General features: G+C 70.0%; 18 protein-coding genes. 4 read left to right on the top strand and 14 right to left on the bottom strand.

What is annotated here, in order from left to right:
* Nucleotides 1–257 precede the first annotated feature (257 nt).
* Both ACWGIG_RS14455 and ACWGIG_RS14450 read left to right on the top strand, forming a co-directional pair.
* The gene (locus tag ACWGIG_RS14455; RefSeq protein WP_453321896.1) at nucleotides 258–1,442 is read left to right on the top strand and encodes a S8 family serine peptidase; all 1,185 of its coding nucleotides are present in this window, start codon (nucleotides 258–260) and stop codon (nucleotides 1,440–1,442) included.
* 131 nt (nucleotides 1,443–1,573) lie between these two features.
* The gene (locus ACWGIG_RS14450; RefSeq protein ID WP_453321895.1) at nucleotides 1,574–2,125 is read left to right on the top strand and encodes a DUF1697 domain-containing protein; all 552 of its coding nucleotides are present in this window, start codon (nucleotides 1,574–1,576) and stop codon (nucleotides 2,123–2,125) included.
* A gap of 1 nt (nucleotide 2,126) precedes the next feature.
* Here ACWGIG_RS14450 and ACWGIG_RS14445 read toward each other — a convergent pair whose 3' ends face one another.
* Complete coding sequence (locus ACWGIG_RS14445; protein WP_453321894.1) at nucleotides 2,127–2,999, bottom strand: AraC family transcriptional regulator; 873 nt, start codon at nucleotides 2,997–2,999, stop codon at nucleotides 2,127–2,129.
* Nucleotides 3,000–3,090: 91 nt separating this feature from the next.
* Between ACWGIG_RS14445 and ACWGIG_RS14440 the strand changes: the two genes are divergently transcribed.
* The gene (locus tag ACWGIG_RS14440; RefSeq protein WP_453321893.1) at nucleotides 3,091–3,747 is read left to right on the top strand and encodes a mycothiol-dependent nitroreductase Rv2466c family protein; all 657 of its coding nucleotides are present in this window, start codon (nucleotides 3,091–3,093) and stop codon (nucleotides 3,745–3,747) included.
* A gap of 33 nt (nucleotides 3,748–3,780) precedes the next feature.
* Here ACWGIG_RS14440 and ACWGIG_RS14435 read toward each other — a convergent pair whose 3' ends face one another.
* The 13 genes from ACWGIG_RS14435 to ACWGIG_RS14375 form a co-directional block, all read right to left on the bottom strand.
* Nucleotides 3,781–4,545 (bottom strand): sirohydrochlorin chelatase, encoded by a 765-nt coding sequence (locus tag ACWGIG_RS14435; RefSeq protein ID WP_453321899.1) that lies wholly within the window; start codon nucleotides 4,543–4,545, stop codon nucleotides 3,781–3,783.
* Between the two features lie 15 nt (nucleotides 4,546–4,560).
* The gene (locus ACWGIG_RS14430) at nucleotides 4,561–5,670 is read right to left on the bottom strand and encodes an ABC transporter permease (RefSeq protein ID WP_453321892.1); all 1,110 of its coding nucleotides are present in this window, start codon (nucleotides 5,668–5,670) and stop codon (nucleotides 4,561–4,563) included.
* Nucleotides 5,657–6,466: an ABC transporter ATP-binding protein gene (locus tag ACWGIG_RS14425; protein WP_453321891.1), complete on the bottom strand. Its 810-nt coding sequence runs from the start codon at nucleotides 6,464–6,466 to the stop codon at nucleotides 5,657–5,659. The genes ACWGIG_RS14430 and ACWGIG_RS14425 overlap by 14 nt, the downstream gene beginning before the upstream one ends.
* 41 nt (nucleotides 6,467–6,507) lie before the next feature.
* A complete protein-coding gene (locus tag ACWGIG_RS14420; protein ID WP_453321890.1) occupies nucleotides 6,508–7,620 on the bottom strand; it encodes an aliphatic sulfonate ABC transporter substrate-binding protein in 1,113 nt (370 codons plus the stop codon).
* Nucleotides 7,621–7,839: 219 nt separating this feature from the next.
* Entirely contained in the window at nucleotides 7,840–9,186 is a 1,347-nt protein-coding gene (locus ACWGIG_RS14415) for a sulfate adenylyltransferase subunit 1 (RefSeq protein WP_453321889.1), read from the bottom strand.
* Between the two features lie 2 nt (nucleotides 9,187–9,188).
* Nucleotides 9,189–10,142: a sulfate adenylyltransferase subunit CysD gene (cysD, locus tag ACWGIG_RS14410; RefSeq protein WP_453321888.1), complete on the bottom strand. Its 954-nt coding sequence runs from the start codon at nucleotides 10,140–10,142 to the stop codon at nucleotides 9,189–9,191.
* Nucleotides 10,139–10,672, bottom strand: a complete 534-nt coding sequence (gene cysC / locus ACWGIG_RS14405) for an adenylyl-sulfate kinase (protein WP_453321887.1) — start codon at nucleotides 10,670–10,672, stop codon at nucleotides 10,139–10,141. Before cysC ends, cysD begins: the two co-directional genes overlap by 4 nt.
* A gap of 26 nt (nucleotides 10,673–10,698) precedes the next feature.
* On the bottom strand, nucleotides 10,699–11,391 hold the full coding sequence (locus ACWGIG_RS14400) for a phosphoadenylyl-sulfate reductase (protein WP_453321886.1): 693 nt from the start codon (nucleotides 11,389–11,391) through the stop codon (nucleotides 10,699–10,701).
* The gene (locus tag ACWGIG_RS14395; protein ID WP_453321885.1) at nucleotides 11,388–11,570 is read right to left on the bottom strand and encodes a hypothetical protein; all 183 of its coding nucleotides are present in this window, start codon (nucleotides 11,568–11,570) and stop codon (nucleotides 11,388–11,390) included. The genes ACWGIG_RS14400 and ACWGIG_RS14395 overlap by 4 nt, the downstream gene beginning before the upstream one ends.
* The gene (locus ACWGIG_RS14390) at nucleotides 11,567–13,273 is read right to left on the bottom strand and encodes a nitrite/sulfite reductase (protein ID WP_453321884.1); all 1,707 of its coding nucleotides are present in this window, start codon (nucleotides 13,271–13,273) and stop codon (nucleotides 11,567–11,569) included. Before ACWGIG_RS14390 ends, ACWGIG_RS14395 begins: the two co-directional genes overlap by 4 nt.
* Nucleotides 13,274–13,430: 157 nt before the next feature.
* On the bottom strand, nucleotides 13,431–13,514 hold the full coding sequence (locus ACWGIG_RS14385) for a putative leader peptide (RefSeq protein WP_318299652.1): 84 nt from the start codon (nucleotides 13,512–13,514) through the stop codon (nucleotides 13,431–13,433).
* A 214-nt stretch (nucleotides 13,515–13,728) separates the two neighbouring features.
* Nucleotides 13,729–14,316: a GNAT family N-acetyltransferase gene (locus tag ACWGIG_RS14380; protein ID WP_453321883.1), complete on the bottom strand. Its 588-nt coding sequence runs from the start codon at nucleotides 14,314–14,316 to the stop codon at nucleotides 13,729–13,731.
* A gap of 44 nt (nucleotides 14,317–14,360) precedes the next feature.
* Nucleotides 14,361–16,001, bottom strand: a complete 1,641-nt coding sequence (locus tag ACWGIG_RS14375) for an acyl-CoA dehydrogenase family protein (RefSeq protein WP_453321882.1) — start codon at nucleotides 15,999–16,001, stop codon at nucleotides 14,361–14,363.
* 17 nt (nucleotides 16,002–16,018) lie between these two features.
* Here ACWGIG_RS14375 and ACWGIG_RS14370 point away from each other — a divergent pair, with 17 nt between their 5' ends.
* A complete protein-coding gene (locus tag ACWGIG_RS14370) occupies nucleotides 16,019–17,254 on the top strand; it encodes a YihY/virulence factor BrkB family protein (RefSeq protein ID WP_453321881.1) in 1,236 nt (411 codons plus the stop codon).
* Nucleotides 17,255–17,273: the final 19 nt, after the last annotated feature.

The raw sequence follows: 17,273 nt of genomic DNA, 5'->3' as shown, positions 1-17,273 counted from the left end.
ATATTCGCAAGGGCCGGGTTTTTTGTGAAGGCGCCAACTGACTTAAAAGTAAGCCCCGTTGACGAAGTGCCCGACTCGGCCTGGCCTGTCCCCATTTTTGATTACGGATTTTTGTTTAATGGATTACGGCCGTATGGAGGTCTTGATCTGTCGCCGTCAATCGGTCAGTGTTTCGACCCAACCCCCGGAGGACTTCCGGTCGCTGGGGGTTACCCCCACATTCCCCCCACATAAGAATGGCGAGGAGATCCCTCTTCATGGCCATACACAGGACCAAGCTGATCGCGGCGATAACGACCGTGGCCGCCGTGGCAGGCATGACCGCCCTCTCCGCCCCCACCGCGGGTGCGGCTCCCGCCGAAGGCACCGTCTACGGTGCGAACGCCGCGGGTGCGGTAGCGGGCAGCTACATCGTGCTGCTCGACCAGAAGGCCGACAAGAAGGCCCTCGCCGAGAACTACGGCGGTGAGCTCGGGCGCAACTACAGCTCGGCCGTCAACGGGTTCTCCGCCAGTGGCCTCACCGAGACCGAGGCCAAGCGGCTGGCCGCCGACCCGGCGGTCGCCAAGGTCGTGCAGAACAAGAAGTTCCACGCCGACGCCACCCAGGACAACCCGCCGTCCTGGGGCATCGACCGCATCGACCAGGCCGACACGGCCGGCGACAAGAAGTACACCTACCCGGACAGCGCGGGCGAGGGCGTGACCGCCTACGTCGTCGACACCGGGGTGCGCATCACGCACAAGGACTTCGGCGGACGCGCCGTCTCCGGCTTCGACGCCATCGACAACGACGACAACGCGGACGACGGCAACGGTCACGGCACGCACGTCGCCGGAACCATCGCGGGCACCGCGCACGGCGTCGCCAAGAAGGCGAAGATCGTCGCCGTCCGGGTCCTCGACGACTCGGGCTCCGGCACCACGGAGCAGGTCGTCGCGGGCATCGACTGGGTCACCAAGAACCACAAGGGCCCCTCCGTCGCCAACATGAGCCTCGGCGGCGGCGCCGACCCGGCCCTCGACGCGGCCGTCCAGAAGGCCATCGCCTCCGGCGTCACCTTCGCGGTCGCCGCCGGAAACGACGCCAGTGACGCCAAGGACCACTCCCCGGCCCGTGTCCCGGAGGCCATCACGGTCGCCTCCTCGACCAACGCGGACGCCCAGTCCGACTTCTCCAACTTCGGTTCGATCGTGGACATCTACGCCCCCGGCTCGGACATCACCTCGTCCTGGAACGACAGCGACGACGGTACGAAGACCATCTCCGGCACGTCGATGGCGACCCCGCACGTGGTCGGCGCGGCAGCCATCTACCTGGCGGGTCACCAGGACGCCACCCCGGCCCAGGTCGCGGAGGCCCTGACCGGCGGAGCCACCCCGGACAAGATCACCAACCCGTCCGCGGGGACGCCCAACAAGCTCCTGAAGGTCGTCGAGTAACACCGTGACCTGCTCCTGAACGGTCGGGCGCCGTGCTCTCCCCCCACGGGGCACGGCGGCCGATGTCCGTTGTTCCGCCGCGTCTTCGGCGGTGACGGCCGATTGTCGGTGCCGCCGCCTATCGTCGGACCATGACGACGAAGACGTACGCCGCGCTCCTGCGGGGCATCAACGTGAGCGGGCACAAGAAGATCCCGATGGCGGAACTGCGCACGCTCCTGGCCGAGTTGGGGCACACAGATGTGAGCACCCTCCTCGCCAGCGGCAACGCCGCCTTCAGCACGGACTCCGGTGCGTCCCAGGACGCACTGGCCCGAGACCTGGAGGCCGCGATCGAGAAGCGCTTCGGCTTCACCGTCGCCTGCCTGGTCCGCGACCACGCCTACTTGCGCGCGGTCGCCGAGGCCTGCCCCTTCCCCGCAGCCGAGCTCGAAGGCAAGCAACTGCACGCCCACTTCTACTCCGGCCCGCTCGACCCCGAGCGGTTCGCCGGGCTCGACCGGGACTCCTACCTCCCGGAGGAATTCCGCCTCGGCGACCGGGTCCTCTACCTCTACGCCCCCGAAGGACTTGGCCGTTCCACACTGGGCGAGGCGCTCGCCAGACCCGCTCTCAACAAGGGCCTGACCGTGACGAGCCGCAACTGGAACACGGTGCTGAAACTCGTCGAACTCACCGCCTGAATCAACTGTCCCGCTCCACCGGAATCCACAACTCCGCCTCCGCCTCCGAGGCGTCCGCGTTCAGGCGCGTACGAAGGATTTCCGGCCCCGGCCTGCTCCGGAAAGGATTCGAAGGGAACCACTCCGTGAAAACGTCCCGCCACAGGAACTGCAGCGTCTGCGGAAACGCCCCCGAACTGGCGAAGACCGCCCATGTTCCGGCCGGGACGTCGAGTGCGTCGAGATCGTCAGGCACTGCGGCGGCAGCGCTCACCACCGCGTGGTAGTAGTCGAGTCCGGTCCCCTCCGCCCGGCTGTCGGCAAGGTCGTCGCTGACGCCGACGATCCCTTCCGGCTGCTGGTCGGAGAGCCGGCGGATGCGTTCCACCGTTTCCCTGCCGATGCTCCTGATGAACTCGGCGATGGCGGGGTTGACCCCTTCGTGGACCAGTGGCACCCGCGCCTTCTTCCCGATCACCCGGAAGGCGTCCTTCTCCACGACCCGGTAGCCGATGCTGCTGTTCCCCTCGACGACCAGACGGAAGGACATCCGGGGCTGGGAACGCAGGGCGGCGCCGGTCCGCCGGGCCTCGCCGGGACCGACCCCGTGCAGGGCCCGGAACGCCCGGGCGAACGCCTCGCCCGAGCCGTACCCGTACCGCACGGCGATCTCCAGCAGGGTCCGCCGGTCGTCCAGCACCTCGGCCCCCGCGAGGGTCAGCCGCCTGCGCCGCACGTACTCCGACAGCGGAATCCCCGCCAGCGCGGAGAACATCCGCCGGAAGTGGTACTCCGACGTCATCGCGATCCGCGCCGACTCGGCGACATCGGGCTCCTGCCCGGGTCCGAGCCGGCTCTCGACGTGCTCCATGGCCCGGTTCAGCCGCTCCAGCACCAGGACCTCCTTCTCCCTGTGAAAGTGGCCCGCTGGGACACGGCGTGAATGGCCCGCACCGCGGGGGCACTTGATGGCTAGTGTCACCGACATGACGAGCGCCGAGAAATCCGCCGAGAAGTCCGCGGAGAAGCCCACCGAGGTCGACTTCTACTTCGACCCCGCCTGCCCCTTCGCCTGGATCACGTCCCGCTGGATGCTGGAGGTGGAACAGCAGCGCGACATCGTGCTGCGGTTCCGCCCGATGAGCCTCTACCTCCACAACGAGGGCAACGATCTGGAGGAGTGGTACCGGGAGCTGGTCGACAAGTCGATCAGCCCGGTACGGGTGGCCGTCGCGGCGGCCCAGCAGGCGGGGGACGAGGGCCAGGACGGCGTGCTGCGGGACCTCTACACCGCGTTCGGCACCCGTATCCACCAGGAGCGGAACAAGGACTTCGACGAGGTGATCACCCAGGCCCTCGCCGAGCTGGGACTGCCCGCGGAGCTGGCCGGGGCCGCGCACTCGAAGGAGTACGACGAGGCGGTGCGGCGGAGCCATGAGGCGGGGCAGGACCCCGAGGCGGGCGGATATGTCGGCACGCCGACGATCCACGTGGACGGGACGGTGTGGTTCGGGCCCGTGCTGCAATCGATCCCGAGGGGCGAGGAAGCGGGGCGCCTCTTCGACAGCTTCCGGGTACTGGCCCACCACGGTGACTTCTTCGAACTGAAGCGGACCCGGGCGGGCCGGCTCAGCTTCGAGTAGGGCCTGTCCGCCGGGCAGACCCCCGACGGACGGCTACGCCGCCGCGCCCACCAGCGCCGTCCGCCCCGCCTCCTCGTACCTGGTCACCGCCAGTTCGGCCAGCTCGGGGCAGGCTCCCAGTACGTCCGCCACCACCTCGGCGCCGGCCTCCCCCGCCCCCCGTACGATCCTGTCCGGCAGGAAGCCGGGGGCCAGGACGTACGGGGCGACGGCCACCCGGGCGACGCCGGGGTCCGTGCGCAGGGCCCGCACCGCGTCCTCGGTGCGGGGCAGTGCCGCGGAGGCGAACGCAGGCCGCACGGCGCACCAACCGGTGTGCCGCAGCTCCCGCGCGATTTCAGCGATCACTGCGATCGCCTCCGGGTCCGTGGAGCCCGCCGAGGCCAGGACGACCCCGGTCGAGCTCTTGTCGCCGGGCCGGAGCCCGGTCTCGTACAGCCGCCGCTCGACAGCGGAGACGAGGAGCGGCGAGGGCCCCAGCACTTCCGCCTGGACGATGCGCAGCCGGGGATGGAGCACCGACGCCGCGTGCAGCACGGCGGGGAGGTCCGACTTGGCGTGGAAGGCGCGGGTCAGGAGGAGGGGGAGCGCGACCACGTCCCGGGCGCCCTCCGCCGCCAGACGGCCCAACTGGTCCGTTGTGGAAGGTGAGTTGAAGTCCAGGAAGGACACCTCCACCCGGGTCCACGGCCGTAGCTCCCGCACCCGCGAGGCCAGCGCCCGCACGGTGTGCGCATGGCGCGGGTCGCGGCTGCCGTGGGCGACGAGGAGGAGGGTGGGGGAGGAGGCCTCGGGCAGGCGGTCCACGGGGGATCAGCTCCTGACGAGGAGGCCGCGGCTGCGCAGCACGCGGCGTTCCAGGGGGGAGAAGAACAGCAGGTCGATGCCGATGCCGACGATCAGGATCAGGATGATCGTAGCCAGTACGCCCGACATGTCGCTGTTGATGCGGAAGTTCTCCATCAGCTGGCCGAGCCCGGTGCCTAGGTCGGGGGAGTTCGCGATCAGCTCGGCGGCCATGAGGGAGCGCCAGGAGAACGCCCAGCCCTGCTTGAGTCCGGCGAGATAGCCGGGCAGTGCGGCGGGCAGCAGGATGTGCCGGACGCTGTTGAGACCGCTCGCGCCGAGGGTGCGGCCGGCCCGCAGGTGGAGCGGCGGGATCTGGTCGACGCCGGAGACCAGGCCGTTGGCGATGGACGGGACGGCGCCGAGGAGCACCACCGCGTAGATCGTCGCGTCGGTCAGGCCGAACCAGATGATCGCGGCCGGCACCCAGGCCACCGAGGGCAGGGACTGGAGGCCGGAGAGGATCGGGCCGATCGCCGCCCGGACCACCTTCACCCGGGCCACCAGCAGACCCAGTGGCGTGCCGATCGCGACGGAGACCAGGAAGCCGAGGGCGCCGCGCGAGATGCTCGTCCAGATGTAGCCGAGGAGGGTCCCGTCGAGCCACATCGACCGGACGGACCTCGCCACGTCGAGCGGGGCCGGCAGTACGTAGTCGGGCTTGAGGTCGGAGGCAGCGGCGAGCTGCCAGACCGTGACGACCAGGGCGATGGCGACGAGCGGCGGAACGACCTTGGAGAGGAGGATCCGGCCGAGACCGACGCGCTCGTGGACGGGGCGCGTCTCCAGTGCGTCGAGGCCCGCTTCGAGCCCGGCCAGGCCGGCGGCGGGCGGGGTTTCCCGTACCGCGTCGGCCTTCGAGGACTTCTCGGGCTTCGAGGACTTCTCGGCCTTCGAGGATTTGGAGAGCTTCGAGGACGTCTCGGACGGCAGGGCCTTCTCGGCCGCAGAGGCCCCAGAGGCCGCAGGGGCCCCAGAAGCCGGAGTGGCCCCAGTGGCGCCACCAGCCCCGGTGGCCCCGCCGGCTTCAGCAGCTTCGGCGGCCTCGGCGGCGTCAGTGGTATCAGTGCTGGCCATGTCGGCGGATCTCCCCACGCAGCTGTTCGGTGATCTCTACGGACAGGTCGGCCACCGCGGAATCCTCGATCCGACGCGGCTGCGGAATGCCGACCTGCCATTCGTGGGCGATCCGCCCAGGGCGCGACGACAGCAGGACGACACGCTCCGCGAGCCGCACCGCCTCGCGCACGTTGTGCGTGACGAACAGGACCGAGACCGAAGTCTCCGCCCAGATCCGCGTCAGCTCCTCGTGCAGCACGTCCCGCGTGATGGCGTCCAGCGCCGCGAACGGCTCGTCCATCAGAAGGAGTTGGCTGTCCTGGGCGAGTGCGCGGGCGAGCGCGACGCGCTGGCGCATGCCTCCCGACAGCTCGTGCACCCGCTTCCCGTACGCACCCCCCAGGCGTACGAGTTCGAGGAGGCGCTCCGCCTCGGACCTGCGGTCGGCCTTCGCGACGCCCCGCAGCTTCAGCGCCAGCTCGATGTTCTTGCCCGCGGTCAGCCAGGGGAACAGCGCGTGCTCCTGGAACATCAGCGCCGGGCGCCCGCCCGGCACGTCGATCTTCCCGGCCGACGGCCTGTCGAGCCCGGCGACCAGGTTGAGCAGCGTCGACTTGCCGCAGCCCGACGCCCCCAGGAGGGTCACGAACTCGCCCGGTGCGACATCGATGCTGATGTCGTCCAGCACGAGCTGCCGGCCCGATCCTGGCCGGCCGAACGACTTGGAGACGTGGTCGATGCGCGCGGCGTACGACGACTCCTGCTCCGCGACCGGCGCGGCGGCCGATTCCTGCTGTACGAGTGCGGTGGCCATGGGTCTCCCCTCCTGAGGGCTGAACTGCCTGACTTACGGGGCTACTTGACGCCGAGCCCGGCGTCGTCGACGGCCGGCTTGCCCTCTGCCTTGAGGACCTTGTTCAGCGGGCGCAGGTCGTAGATGCCGTCCAGCAGCGGGTTCTTCAGCAGACCGGCCTTCACCGCGTGCTGCGCCTCGTCGCGCAGGGTCGAGGCCAGCGGGTCGTCGAGGACGTCGACGTTCATGAACGCCTGGTCCAGGACCTTCGAGGGCAGTTCCTTGCCGGAGTCCGTCTTCAGCTTCGCGTTGATGCTCGCCTTGGCCCTGTCGGGGTTGGCCTTGATCCACGCGTTGGTCCTGAACGAGCCGCGCAGCACCGCCTCGACGACGTCCGGGTGCTCCTTCAGGAAGTCCTGCCGGACGATGATGTTCGTGATGACGAACTTGTCGTCCTTCCACAGCTTCTTCTCGTCGAGCAGCACCTTGCCGCCCGCCTCGACCAGCCGTGCGGCCGTCGGCTCAGGCACCCAGGCCCCGTCGATGGCACCGGACTTGAAGGAGTTGGGGATCTCCTTGTTGTCCTGCCGGACCACGGTCACGTCGCCCTTGCCGGTGGCGGCCTCGACCTTGTGGCCCTTCTCAGACAGGTAGTTGAGGAGCGCGACGTCCTGGGTGTTGCCGAGCTGCGGGGTCGCGATGCGCTTGCCCTTGAGGTCGTCCAGCGACTTGATCCTGTCGGCCTTGACGACGAGGGAGACTCCGCCGGAGGCCGAACCGCCGATGATGCGCAGGTTCTGGCCCTTGGACTTGGTGTAGCCGTTGATGGAGGGGGAGGGGCCGATCCAGCCGATGTCGATGGCCTTGGCGTTGAGCGCCTCGATCTCGGAGGGGCCCGCGTTGAAGACCTGTGACTTGATCTTCGTGCCGCCCAACTCCTTCTGGAACAGGCCCTCTTGGAGGCCCGCCAGTGCGGTGGCATGCGTGACGTTGGCGAAGTAGCCGATCTTCACCTCGTCGAGGCCGCCGACCTTCTCGCCCTTGGCGACGGGGACGGTCTTGTCCTCGGTCTTGGCCTGGGAGCCGTAACCGCAGGCGCCGAGCACGGCGATCAGCAGGGGCAGTGCGGTGGCGGCGGTCAGGGACCGGCGCAGGGTGGGGCGGGAGGCAGACATGGCAGGCAGTCCTCGGGTCTTCGTCTGTGAGCGCGGCAGGAGGTACGGGCGCCGGAGGAGGTACGGGCGCCGAAGGCGGTGCGGGGGCCGGAGACGTACGTCATCGCACACATCGCCCGACCCCGCCCTGCCCGCTGCCGAGGGTGCCGCTGCCGATGCGGCCGCCCTCCTTCGCGAAGGACGCGTACACGTCGACCGTCGTCGTCGCCGCCGTCATCATCAGAAGTCCCAGCCCTCTTCGTCCGGAAGGGAGTGGGTGACCGCATGGGTCGCGAAGGACTCGCCCGCCATGCCCGCGGCGAGCGTCGTGCCGTCCGCCGGGTCGATCAGGAGGAACGAGCCCGTGCGCCGCGAGTCCGCGTACGCGTCCAGCGCGAGCGGCTCCGCGGTCCGTACGACGACCCGGCCGATGTCGTTGGCCACCAGTTGCCCGGGGGCCGGGTGCTGGGAGAGGTCGTCCAGGGTGAGCCGGGACGGAATGTCCTTCACGATCGCCTTGACCGTACGGGTGGTGTGCTTGAGCAGCACCCGCTGGCCGACGGCAAGCGGCTGGTCGGCGACGTGGCAGACCGTCGCCTCGACGTCCTGCGTCGGCTTCGGGGCGTCCCCGACCGGGGCGATCAGGTCGCCGCGCGAGATGTCGATGTCGTCGGCGAGGCGCAGCGTCACCGACTGCGGCGCCCATGCGATGTCGACGGCCTCGCCGAGCGCGTCGATCCCCTCGATGGTGCTGGTGCGCCCCGAAGGCAGCACGGTCACCCGCTCGCCCACCCGGAACGCACCGGCCGCGATCTGCCCCGCGTAGCCCCGGTAGTCGGGGTGCTCGGCGGACTGCGGGCGGATCACGTACTGGACCGGGAAGCGGGCGTGGCAGGCGGTCAGGTCGTGTGCGACCGGGACCGTCTCCAGGTGCTCCAGGACGGTCGGCCCGCCGTACCAGTCCATGTGCGCGGACGGCTCGACCACATTGTCCCCGGCGAGCGCCGAGATCGGGATCGCGGTGATCTCGGGGACGCCCAACTCGCTTGCGTACGCGGTGAATTCCTTTGCGATCGCGGCGAAGACGGGCTCGGCGTAGTCGACCAGGTCCATCTTGTTCACGGCGAGCACGACGTGCGGGACGCGCAGCAGTGCGGCGACGGCGGCGTGTCGGCGGGTCTGCTCGACGACGCCGTTGCGGGCGTCGACCAGGACGACGGCCAGCTCGGCGGTGGAAGCGCCGGTCACCATGTTGCGGGTGTACTGCACGTGCCCGGGGGTGTCGGCCAGGATGAACCGGCGCCGGGTCGTCGCGAAGTAGCGGTACGCGACGTCGATGGTGATGCCCTGCTCGCGCTCGGCCCGCAGGCCGTCGGTGAGCAGCGCGAGGTCGGGAGCGCTCTGGCCGCGGTTGCGGGAGGCGTGCTCGACGGCCTCCAGCTGGTCGGTCAGTACCGACTTGGAGTCGTGCAGCAGCCGCCCGACCAGGGTGGACTTGCCGTCGTCGACGGACCCGGCGGTCGCGAAGCGAAGAAGGGTGGTGGTGCTCAACTGATCAACCGCGGAAGCGGTGCTCACGGTGGTCATGTTTAGAAGTACCCCTCGCGCTTGCGGTCTTCCATCGCGGCCTCGGACATCTTGTCGTCGGCCCTGGTGGCGCCCCGCTCGGTCAGCCGGGACGCGGCGATCTCGGTGATGACCTGCTCCAGCGTCACCGCGTCCGAGTCGACGGCGCCCGTGCAGGACATGTCGCCGACCGTGCGGTAGCGGATCAGCCGGGTCTGCGTCGTCTCGGACTCCTTGGGCCCGCCCCACTCGCCGGCGGTCAGCCACATGCCGTTGCGGGCGAACACCTCACGCTCGTGCGCGTAGTAGATCCGCGGGAGTTCGATCTTCTCGCGGGCGATGTACTGCCACACGTCGAGCTCGGTCCAGTTGGAGAGCGGGAAGACCCGGACGTGCTCGCCCGGCGCGTGCCGCCCGTTGTACAGCTGCCACAGCTCGGGGCGCTGGCGGCGCGGGTCCCACTGCGAGAACTCGTCCCGCAGGCTGAACACCCGCTCCTTGGCACGCGCCTTCTCCTCGTCGCGGCGACCGCCGCCGAAGACCGCGTCGAACCGCTCGGCCTGGATCTTCTCCGTCAGGGGCAGGGTCTGCAGCGGGTTGCGCGTCCCGTCGGGCCGCTCGCGCAGCACGCCCCGGTCGATGTAGTCCTGCACGGAGGCGACGTGCAGCCGCAGCCCGTGCCGCGCCACGGCCCGGTCCCGGTACTCAAGGACCTCGGGGAAGTTGTGCCCGGTGTCCACGTGCAGCAGCGAGAAGGGAACCGCCGCCGGGGCGAACGCCTTCAGCGCCAGGTGCAGCATGACGATCGAGTCCTTGCCGCCGGAGAAGAGGATCACCGGCCGCTCGAACTCGCCCGCCACCTCGCGGAAGATGTGCACCGCCTCGGACTCCAGCGAGTCCAGGTGGCTGAGCGCGAAGGGGCTGCCGAGGCCTTCGTCGGCAGTGCCCTCTTCGGTGGTTGCGGCAGTGGCCGTCACGCCAGACCCCTCTCGGTGAGCAGCGCGTGCAGCGCCGCTGCGGACTCCTGCACGGACTGCGTGTGCGACTCGATGCGCAGGTCCGGGTCGGCCGGGGCCTCGTAGGGATCGTCGACCCCGGTCAGCCCGGATATCTCCCCGGCCGCCTGCTTGGCGTACAGGCCCTTCACATCGCGTACGGAGCACACCTCGACCGGCGTCGCCACGTGCACCTCCAGATACGCGGTGCCCTCCGACTGGTGCCGCTTGCGGACCGCCTCCCGGCTGTCGGCGTACGGGGCGATGACGGGCGCGAGTGCCAACACGCCGTTACGGGCCAGGAGTTCGGCGACGTATCCGATCCGCTGGACGTTGGTGTGCCGGTCCTCGCGGCTGAAGCCGAGCCCGGCGGAGAGGAACTCGCGGATCTCGTCACCGTCGAGCACCTGGACCTTGCGGCCCTCCGCGCGCAGCCGGGCCGCGAGCTCGTACGCGAGGGTGGTCTTGCCCGCGCTGGGCAGGCCGGTGAGCCAGACGGTGGCTCCGGTCATCTTCGGTGTCTCCTGACTGGCCGTCATCAGTGCAGCCCGCATTCGGTCTTGTTGCGTCCGGCCCAGCGTCCGGCGCGTGCGTCCTCGCCCTCCAGGACCCTGCGGGTGCAGGGCGCGCAGCCGACGGACGCGTAGCCGTCCGTCAGGAGCGGGTTGGTGAGGACGCCGTGCTCGGCGACGTACGCCTCGACGTCGTCCTGCGTCCAGCGGGCGATCGGCGACACCTTGACCTTGCGGCGCTTCTCGTCCCAGCCGACGACCGGCGTGCTCGCCCGGGTGGGCGACTCGTCGCGGCGCAGGCCCGTGGCCCATGCGTCGTACGAACTCAAGCCCTCCTCAAGGGGCTTGACCTTGCGCAGGGCGCAGCACAGGTCCGGGTCGCGGGCGTGCAGCTTCGGCCCGTACTCGGCGTCCTGCTCGGCGACGGTCTGCCTCGGGGCAAGAGTGATGACGTTGACGTCCATCACCGCGTCCACGGCGTCGCGGGTGCCGATGGTCTCCTCGAAGTGGTAGCCGGTGTCGAGGAAGACGACGTCGACACCGGGCAGGGCGCGGGAGGCGAGGTGGGCGACGACCGCGTCCTCCATGGAGGAGGTGACGCAGAAGCGACTGCCGAAGGTGGCGGTCGCCCACTTCAGGATGTCGAGCGGGGACGCGTCCTCAAGGTCGCGTCCCGCCTGCTCGGCCAGTGCCCGCAGATCTTCCTGAACGACTGTCATGTCCCTTCTCCTTCCGTGGTGTTGGTCCTGGCGACGCCCCTGGACAGCAGGCCCAGGTACTTCAGCTGGAACGCCCGGTTGCAGGCGTGGCACTCCCAGGCGCCGTGTCCGCTCTCGTTGGGCCGCAGGTCCTCGTCGCCGCAGTACGGGCAGTGGAAAGGGGCCGCTCGCTCGCTCACGACAGGTCTCCGTCCGCCGCGCGCGCCGCCCAGGTCGCGAAGCGCTCGCCGTCCTCGCGCTGGTCCTGGAACCGGGTCAGGACGCGCTCCACGTAGTCGGGCAGCTCCGCCGAAGTCACCTTCAGGCCACGGACCTTGCGGCCGAATCCGGCCTCCAGGCCGAGCGCGCCGCCCAGGTGCACCTGGAAGCCCTCCACCTGGTTGCCGTCGTCGTCGAGGACCAGCTGGCCCTTGAGGCCGATGTCGGCGACCTGGATACGGGCGCAGGCGTTCGGGCAGCCGTTGATGTTGATGGTGAGGGGCTCGTCGAACTCCGGGATGCGGCGCTCCAGTTCGTCGATCAGGGCGGAGCCGCGCGCCTTCGTCTCGACGATCGCCAGCTTGCAGAACTCGATTCCGGTGCAGGCCATCGTGCCCCGCCGGAAGGGCGAGGGCGTGACCCGCAGGTCCAGCGATTCGAGCCCTGACACCAGTGACTCGATCTGCTCCTCGGCGACGTCGAGCACGATCATCTTCTGCTCGGCGGTGGTACGCAGCCGGCCCGAGCCGTGCGCGTCGGCCAGCTCCGCGATCTTCGTCAGCGTGGAGCCGTCCACCCGGCCCACGCGCGGCGCGAAGCCGACGTAGAAGCGGCCGTCCTTCTGCCGGTGCACGCCGAGGTGGTCGCGCCAGACGCCCTTCGGCTGCTGCGGCGCGGGTCCGTCGGTGAGCTTGCGCCCCAGGTACTCGTCCTCCAGGACCTGCCGGAACTTCTCGGGGCCCCAGTCGGCGACCAGGAACTTCAGCCGGGCGCGGTTGCGCAGCCGCCGGTATCCGTAGTCGCGGAAGATGCCGATGACCCCGCCGTAGACGTCGGGGACGTCCGCCAGGGCGACCCAAGTACCCAGCCGTACACCCAGTTTGGGGTTGGTGGAGAGCCCGCCGCCGACCCACAGGTCGAAGCCGGGGCCGTGCTCGGGGTGCTCCACGCCGACGAACGCGATGTCGTTGATCTCGTGCGCCACGTCCAGCTGCGGGGATCCGGAGACCGCCGACTTGAACTTGCGGGGCAGGTTGGAGAAGTCCGGGTTGCCGATGAAGCGGCGGTAGATCTCCTCGATGGCGGGCGTGCCGTCGATGATCTCGTCGACCGCGATCCCGGCGACCGGCGAGCCGAGGATGACGCGCGGGGTGTCGCCGCACGCCTCGGTCGTCGACAGGCCGACGGCCTCCAGGCGGCGCCAGATCTCCGGCACGTCCTCGATGCGGATCCAGTGGTACTGGACGTTCTGCCGGTCGGTGAGGTCGGCGGTGCCCCGCGCGAACTCCTGCGAGATCTCGCCGATCACCCGCAGCTGCTCGGTGGTCAGCCGCCCGCCGTCGATCCGTACCCGCAGCATGAAGTACTCGTCGTCCAGCTCCTCCGGCTCCAGGATCGCGGTCTTGCCGCCGTCGATCCCGGGCTTGCGCTGGGTGTACAGACCCCACCAACGCATGCGCCCGCGCAGGTCGTTGGGGTCGATCGAGTCGAAACCGCGCTTGGAGTAGATCGTCTCAATGCGTGTCCGCACATTGAGACCGTCGTCGTCCTTCTTGAACTGCTCGTTGCCGTTGAGGGGGGTGTGATGCCCTACGGCCCACTGGCCTTCGCCGCGATGGCGTCCGGCCTTGCGGCGGGCCGTGACGGCAGCACCCGCGGCGGGCTTCTCTGGGGTGGCAGACATGGCGGTACGTCCTTCTGGACTGCGGGGAACTGCGGGCAGACGGCTCTGACCTGCACACTCGCGCAGAAAGGGCGCGGCGGCGTGCAGACATGCGGGTCGGGCAGTACGAAGCGGAGAAAGATCAGATGTGCGGCAGTGCCGGGCCGTCAGTGGGCCGTCAGCAGGCCGGACAGATGGCGCTGGACATGCGGCCGAGGTCGACGTGACGCCGACTGATCAAGGCAACTCCAGCTGTGGACATGACGGAAGCGTGGCACGAGGGTCTTGGGCCAGTCCACCACTATCCAAAATGTGGACCACATCGTCCCGAATGCTGGGACGATGTGGTCTGGGTCACGCTGTGGGACGCCTGTGCCGAGAGTTTCGTGCGGGGTTTCGTGCGGGGCTTATGCGGGGACTTGCGCGGGTCTTGTGCGGGGTCTTGTGCGGGGTCTCGTGCGGGGCTTGCGCGGGGCTTATGCGAGGCCCTGTGCGGGGTGGGCCCCCGGCCACGGCCCCGGGTTGGCGACCTCCGGCTCCTCCTCCACCTTGGTGTCGAAGAGCCGGAACCCGCGCCGCTCGTAGTTGGCCATCGCGTGCGGGCCGTCCTTGGAGCAGGTGTGCAGCCACACCCGCTTCGTGGCGTCCCGGCCGGGGTGGCGCTCCGCCAGGTCCCAGGCGCGCTGGATCCCGTACGAGAGGAGGTGCCCGCCGATGCGCCGGCCGCGGAAGGCGGGGATCAGCCCGAAGTAGACGATCTCCACCGCGCCCTCGGCCTGCGCCTCCAGTTCGACGTATCCGGCCGGAGTCCCCCGGTCGTAGGCGACCCACGTCTCGACGCCGGGCCGCTCCACGGCCTGGCGCCACTGCTCGTACGACCACGGCAGTCGGTCCGTCCAGCGGACGTCGCCGCCGACCGCGGTGTAGAGGAAGCGGCTGAACTCGGGCGACGCGACCTCGGCCCGTACGATCCGCAGCCCGTCGCCCGCGGGGGGAGCGACGGGCGCAAGGTCGTCGGGGGAGGTCTGTTCGAGGGACCAGGTCGTCACGTTCATTGTGCTCATGCCGGTCAGGGAACCACGCGGACGGCACCGGACAGAAGCGGGGGCTAGACCTCCGCCCGCGCCCGCTCCACCACCGCCCCCAGGTCCAGGCTGTTCGGCAGCGTGCCGAAGGCCGATCCCCAGTCCCCGCCGAGCCGCGATGCGCAGAACGCGTCCGACACCTCCGGCGGCGCCCACCGCACCAGCAGCGACCCCTGGAGGACGAGGGCCATCCGCTCGACCAGGCGCCGGGCACGGCCCTCGACGCCGTCCAGGTCGGCCAGGTCCGTCAGCAGGTCCTTGATCGCACCGTCCAGGCGGTGGTCGGCGCCGCGTGCCTGTCCGACCTCGGTGAGGAAGGCGTTCAGTGCCATCGGCTCGCGCTGGAGCGCCCGCAGCACGTCCAGGGCCTGGACGTTGCCCGAGCCCTCCCAGATCGAGTTGAGCGGGGACTCGCGCAGCAGCCGCGGCATGCCGGACTCCTCGACGTAGCCGTTGCCGCCCAGGCACTCCAGGGCCTCGGCGGCGACCGGGGTGCACCGCTTCGTCACCCAGTACTTGGCCGCCGGGACCGCGAGGCGCAGCAGCGCTCTGTCCTGCTCGGTGTCACTGTCGTACGCGGCGGCCAGCCGCAGCGCGAGAGTGGTCGCGGCTTCGGACTCCAGCGCCAGGTCGGCCAGCACGTTGCGCATCAGCGGCTTGTCGATCAGCTCGCCGCCGAACGCCTTCCGGTGCGCGGCGTGGTGCGTGGCCTGCGCGACCGACTGGCGCATCAGCGCCGCCGAACCGATCACGCAGTCGAGGCGGGTCGCCGCCACCATCCCGATGATGGTGCGCACCCCGCGCCCCTCCTCGCCGACCAGCCGGCCCCGGGTCCCCTCGAACTCGACCTCGCTGGAGGCGTTCGACCGGTTGCCGAGCTTGTCCTTCAGCCGCTGGATGCGGAAGGTGTTGCGCGTCCCGTCCTCCAGCACCCGCGGTACGAGGAAGCAGCTCAGTCCGCCCGGCGCCTGGGCGAGCACCAGGAAGCCGTCGCACATCGGCGCCGAACAGAACCACTTGTGCCCGGTGAGCGAGTACTCACCGGCCCGGCCGCCGTCGATCGGCACGGCCTCGGTCGTATTGGCCCGTACGTCGCTGCCGCCCTGTTTCTCCGTCATGCCCATGCCGAACAGCGCGCCCCGCTTCTGCGCCGCGGGCAGCAGCTCCTGCCCGTACACCGGTGAAGTGAGCCGCGGCTCCCAGACGGCGGCGAGCGACGGATCTGCGCGCAGGGCCAGAACGGCCGCGTGCGTCATCGACACCGGGCAGCCGTGACCGCCCTCCGCCTGTGTCCACACCAGGAACCCGGCGGCCCGTCGCACGTGCCCGCCCGGCCGGCCCCAGGCGTTGGTCAGCCCGGACGAGACGGCGCGGCCGAGCAGCCGGTGCCAGGACGGATGGAACTCGACCTCGTCGATGCGGTTCCCGTACCGGTCGTGGGTGCGCAGCTTCGGCGGATTCTCGTTCGCCTGCACACCCCACTCCTGTACCTGTGCGGACCCGGCGGCCCGTCCGAGCACCGTCAATTCCTCCTGTACGACGTCCAGGAGGGCCGGGTCGGTGTGCCGGGTCACGGCCTCGGTGAGGGCTTCGTCCGCGCCGAACACGTCGTACTCGACCAGGGGCGGGGCCTGGTTGGTCACTGTGTGGGTGGTGGCTGCCATGCGGATACGGTAAGGAGGTGCAGGCAGCAAAAGAAACACCCGGACGGCCGCGGAAACACCGCAGGGAGAAACCGCGGGAAAATCGGCTCCACCGGGCCCGGGTCCTCTACCGCAACGTATCCAAGCGCAAGCTGGTCTGGCTGCTGCTCAAGGACACCGTCAACTCCTGCATCGAGTACCGCATCCTCGGACTCGCAGCGGAGGCCGCGTTCTTCACCCTGCTCTCCCTGCCGCCCCTGCTCCTGGGCCTGATCGGCCTGCTCGGCTACATCGACGACTGGACGGCGACCGAGACGGTCAAGTCCATCGAGGAGAACATCCTCAACGCCTCGCAGGCCGTCCTCTCCGACCGGGGCGTCAACGAGTTCGCGAAGCCGCTCCTGGAGGACGTGACCAGGGAGGGCCGCCCCGACGTCATCTCCATAGGCTTCGCCATCGCCCTGTGGTCCGGCTCGCGCGCGGTGAACGTCTTCATCGACACCATCACCGTGATGTACGGACTCGACGGCCACCGCGGCATCGTCAAGACCCGGCTGCTGGCCTTCCTGCTGTACGTGGTGGCACTCCTGATCGGCGCGGTGGTGCTGCCGCTGATGGTGGTGGGTCCCGACCGGGTGGTGGCGCTGGTGCCGTTCGGCACGGAGGTCATCAGCGTCCTGTACTGGCCGGTGGTGATAGTGCTGTCGGTGGTCTTCCTGACGACGCTCTACCACGTGTCCGTGCCGGTGCGCTCCCCGTGGGTGGAGGACGTGCCGGGCGCGCTGATCGCGCTGGGCATGTGGGTGCTGGGCAGTTTCCTGCTGCGGATCTACGTCACGAGCACCGTCGAGGGCGGCACGATCTACGGCTCCCTGGCCGCGCCCATCGCCGTACTGCTGTGGATCGGCGTCTCGGCCTTCGCGGTGCTGGTGGGCGCCGCGGTGAACGCCGCCATCGACCGCGTCTGGCCGTCCGTCGCGACCGCCGCCGCCCGCGCCGACAGCGACCGGCTGCGGACCGAGCAGGCGGCAGCGGTGATAGCACGCGCGAGGGCGGCGGAACTGGACCGGAGCGCCGCGTGGGACACCGACGAGGAGGACGACGGCGAGGGGGAGTGGACGGGCGCGAACCCGGACATGCCGTCGGAGTTCCCGGAGCGGTGGTCGAGGTTCCTGCCGCCGGACGACGTGAGGGCGCGGTTGCACGCGGGGCGGGAGAAGGAGCCGGGGACGGGAGCGGGGGAGGGGACGGGGGCGGAGAACGAGAAGGACTAGTCCGCCGTGTTCGGTGCCG

Source organism: Streptomyces sp. NPDC054863, assembly GCF_053610825.1.
This window is presented reverse-complemented; position numbering and strand designations above follow the sequence as displayed.

What these genes read in the sequence shown, in the direction of transcription:
- ACWGIG_RS14455 (WP_453321896.1), top strand. Translation starts at nt 258, where the DNA reads ATGGCCATACACAGGACCAAGCTGATCGCGGCGATAACGACCGTGGCC.
- ACWGIG_RS14450 (WP_453321895.1), top strand. Translation starts at nt 1,574, where the DNA reads ATGACGACGAAGACGTACGCCGCGCTCCTGCGGGGCATCAACGTGAGC.
- ACWGIG_RS14440 (WP_453321893.1), top strand. Translation starts at nt 3,091, where the DNA reads ATGACGAGCGCCGAGAAATCCGCCGAGAAGTCCGCGGAGAAGCCCACC.
- ACWGIG_RS14430 (WP_453321892.1), bottom strand. Translation starts at nt 5,670, where the DNA reads ATGGCCAGCACTGATACCACTGACGCCGCCGAGGCCGCCGAAGCTGCT.
- ACWGIG_RS14425 (WP_453321891.1), bottom strand. Translation starts at nt 6,466, where the DNA reads ATGGCCACCGCACTCGTACAGCAGGAATCGGCCGCCGCGCCGGTCGCG.
- ACWGIG_RS14420 (WP_453321890.1), bottom strand. Translation starts at nt 7,620, where the DNA reads ATGTCTGCCTCCCGCCCCACCCTGCGCCGGTCCCTGACCGCCGCCACC.
- ACWGIG_RS14415 (WP_453321889.1), bottom strand. Translation starts at nt 9,186, where the DNA reads ATGACCACCGTGAGCACCGCTTCCGCGGTTGATCAGTTGAGCACCACC.
- cysC (WP_453321887.1), bottom strand. Translation starts at nt 10,672, where the DNA reads ATGACCGGAGCCACCGTCTGGCTCACCGGCCTGCCCAGCGCGGGCAAG.
- ACWGIG_RS14400 (WP_453321886.1), bottom strand. Translation starts at nt 11,391, where the DNA reads ATGACAGTCGTTCAGGAAGATCTGCGGGCACTGGCCGAGCAGGCGGGA.
- ACWGIG_RS14390 (WP_453321884.1), bottom strand. Translation starts at nt 13,273, where the DNA reads ATGTCTGCCACCCCAGAGAAGCCCGCCGCGGGTGCTGCCGTCACGGCC.
- ACWGIG_RS14385 (WP_318299652.1), bottom strand. Translation starts at nt 13,514, where the DNA reads ATGTCCACAGCTGGAGTTGCCTTGATCAGTCGGCGTCACGTCGACCTC.
- ACWGIG_RS14380 (WP_453321883.1), bottom strand. Translation starts at nt 14,316, where the DNA reads ATGAGCACAATGAACGTGACGACCTGGTCCCTCGAACAGACCTCCCCC.
- ACWGIG_RS14375 (WP_453321882.1), bottom strand. Translation starts at nt 16,001, where the DNA reads ATGGCAGCCACCACCCACACAGTGACCAACCAGGCCCCGCCCCTGGTC.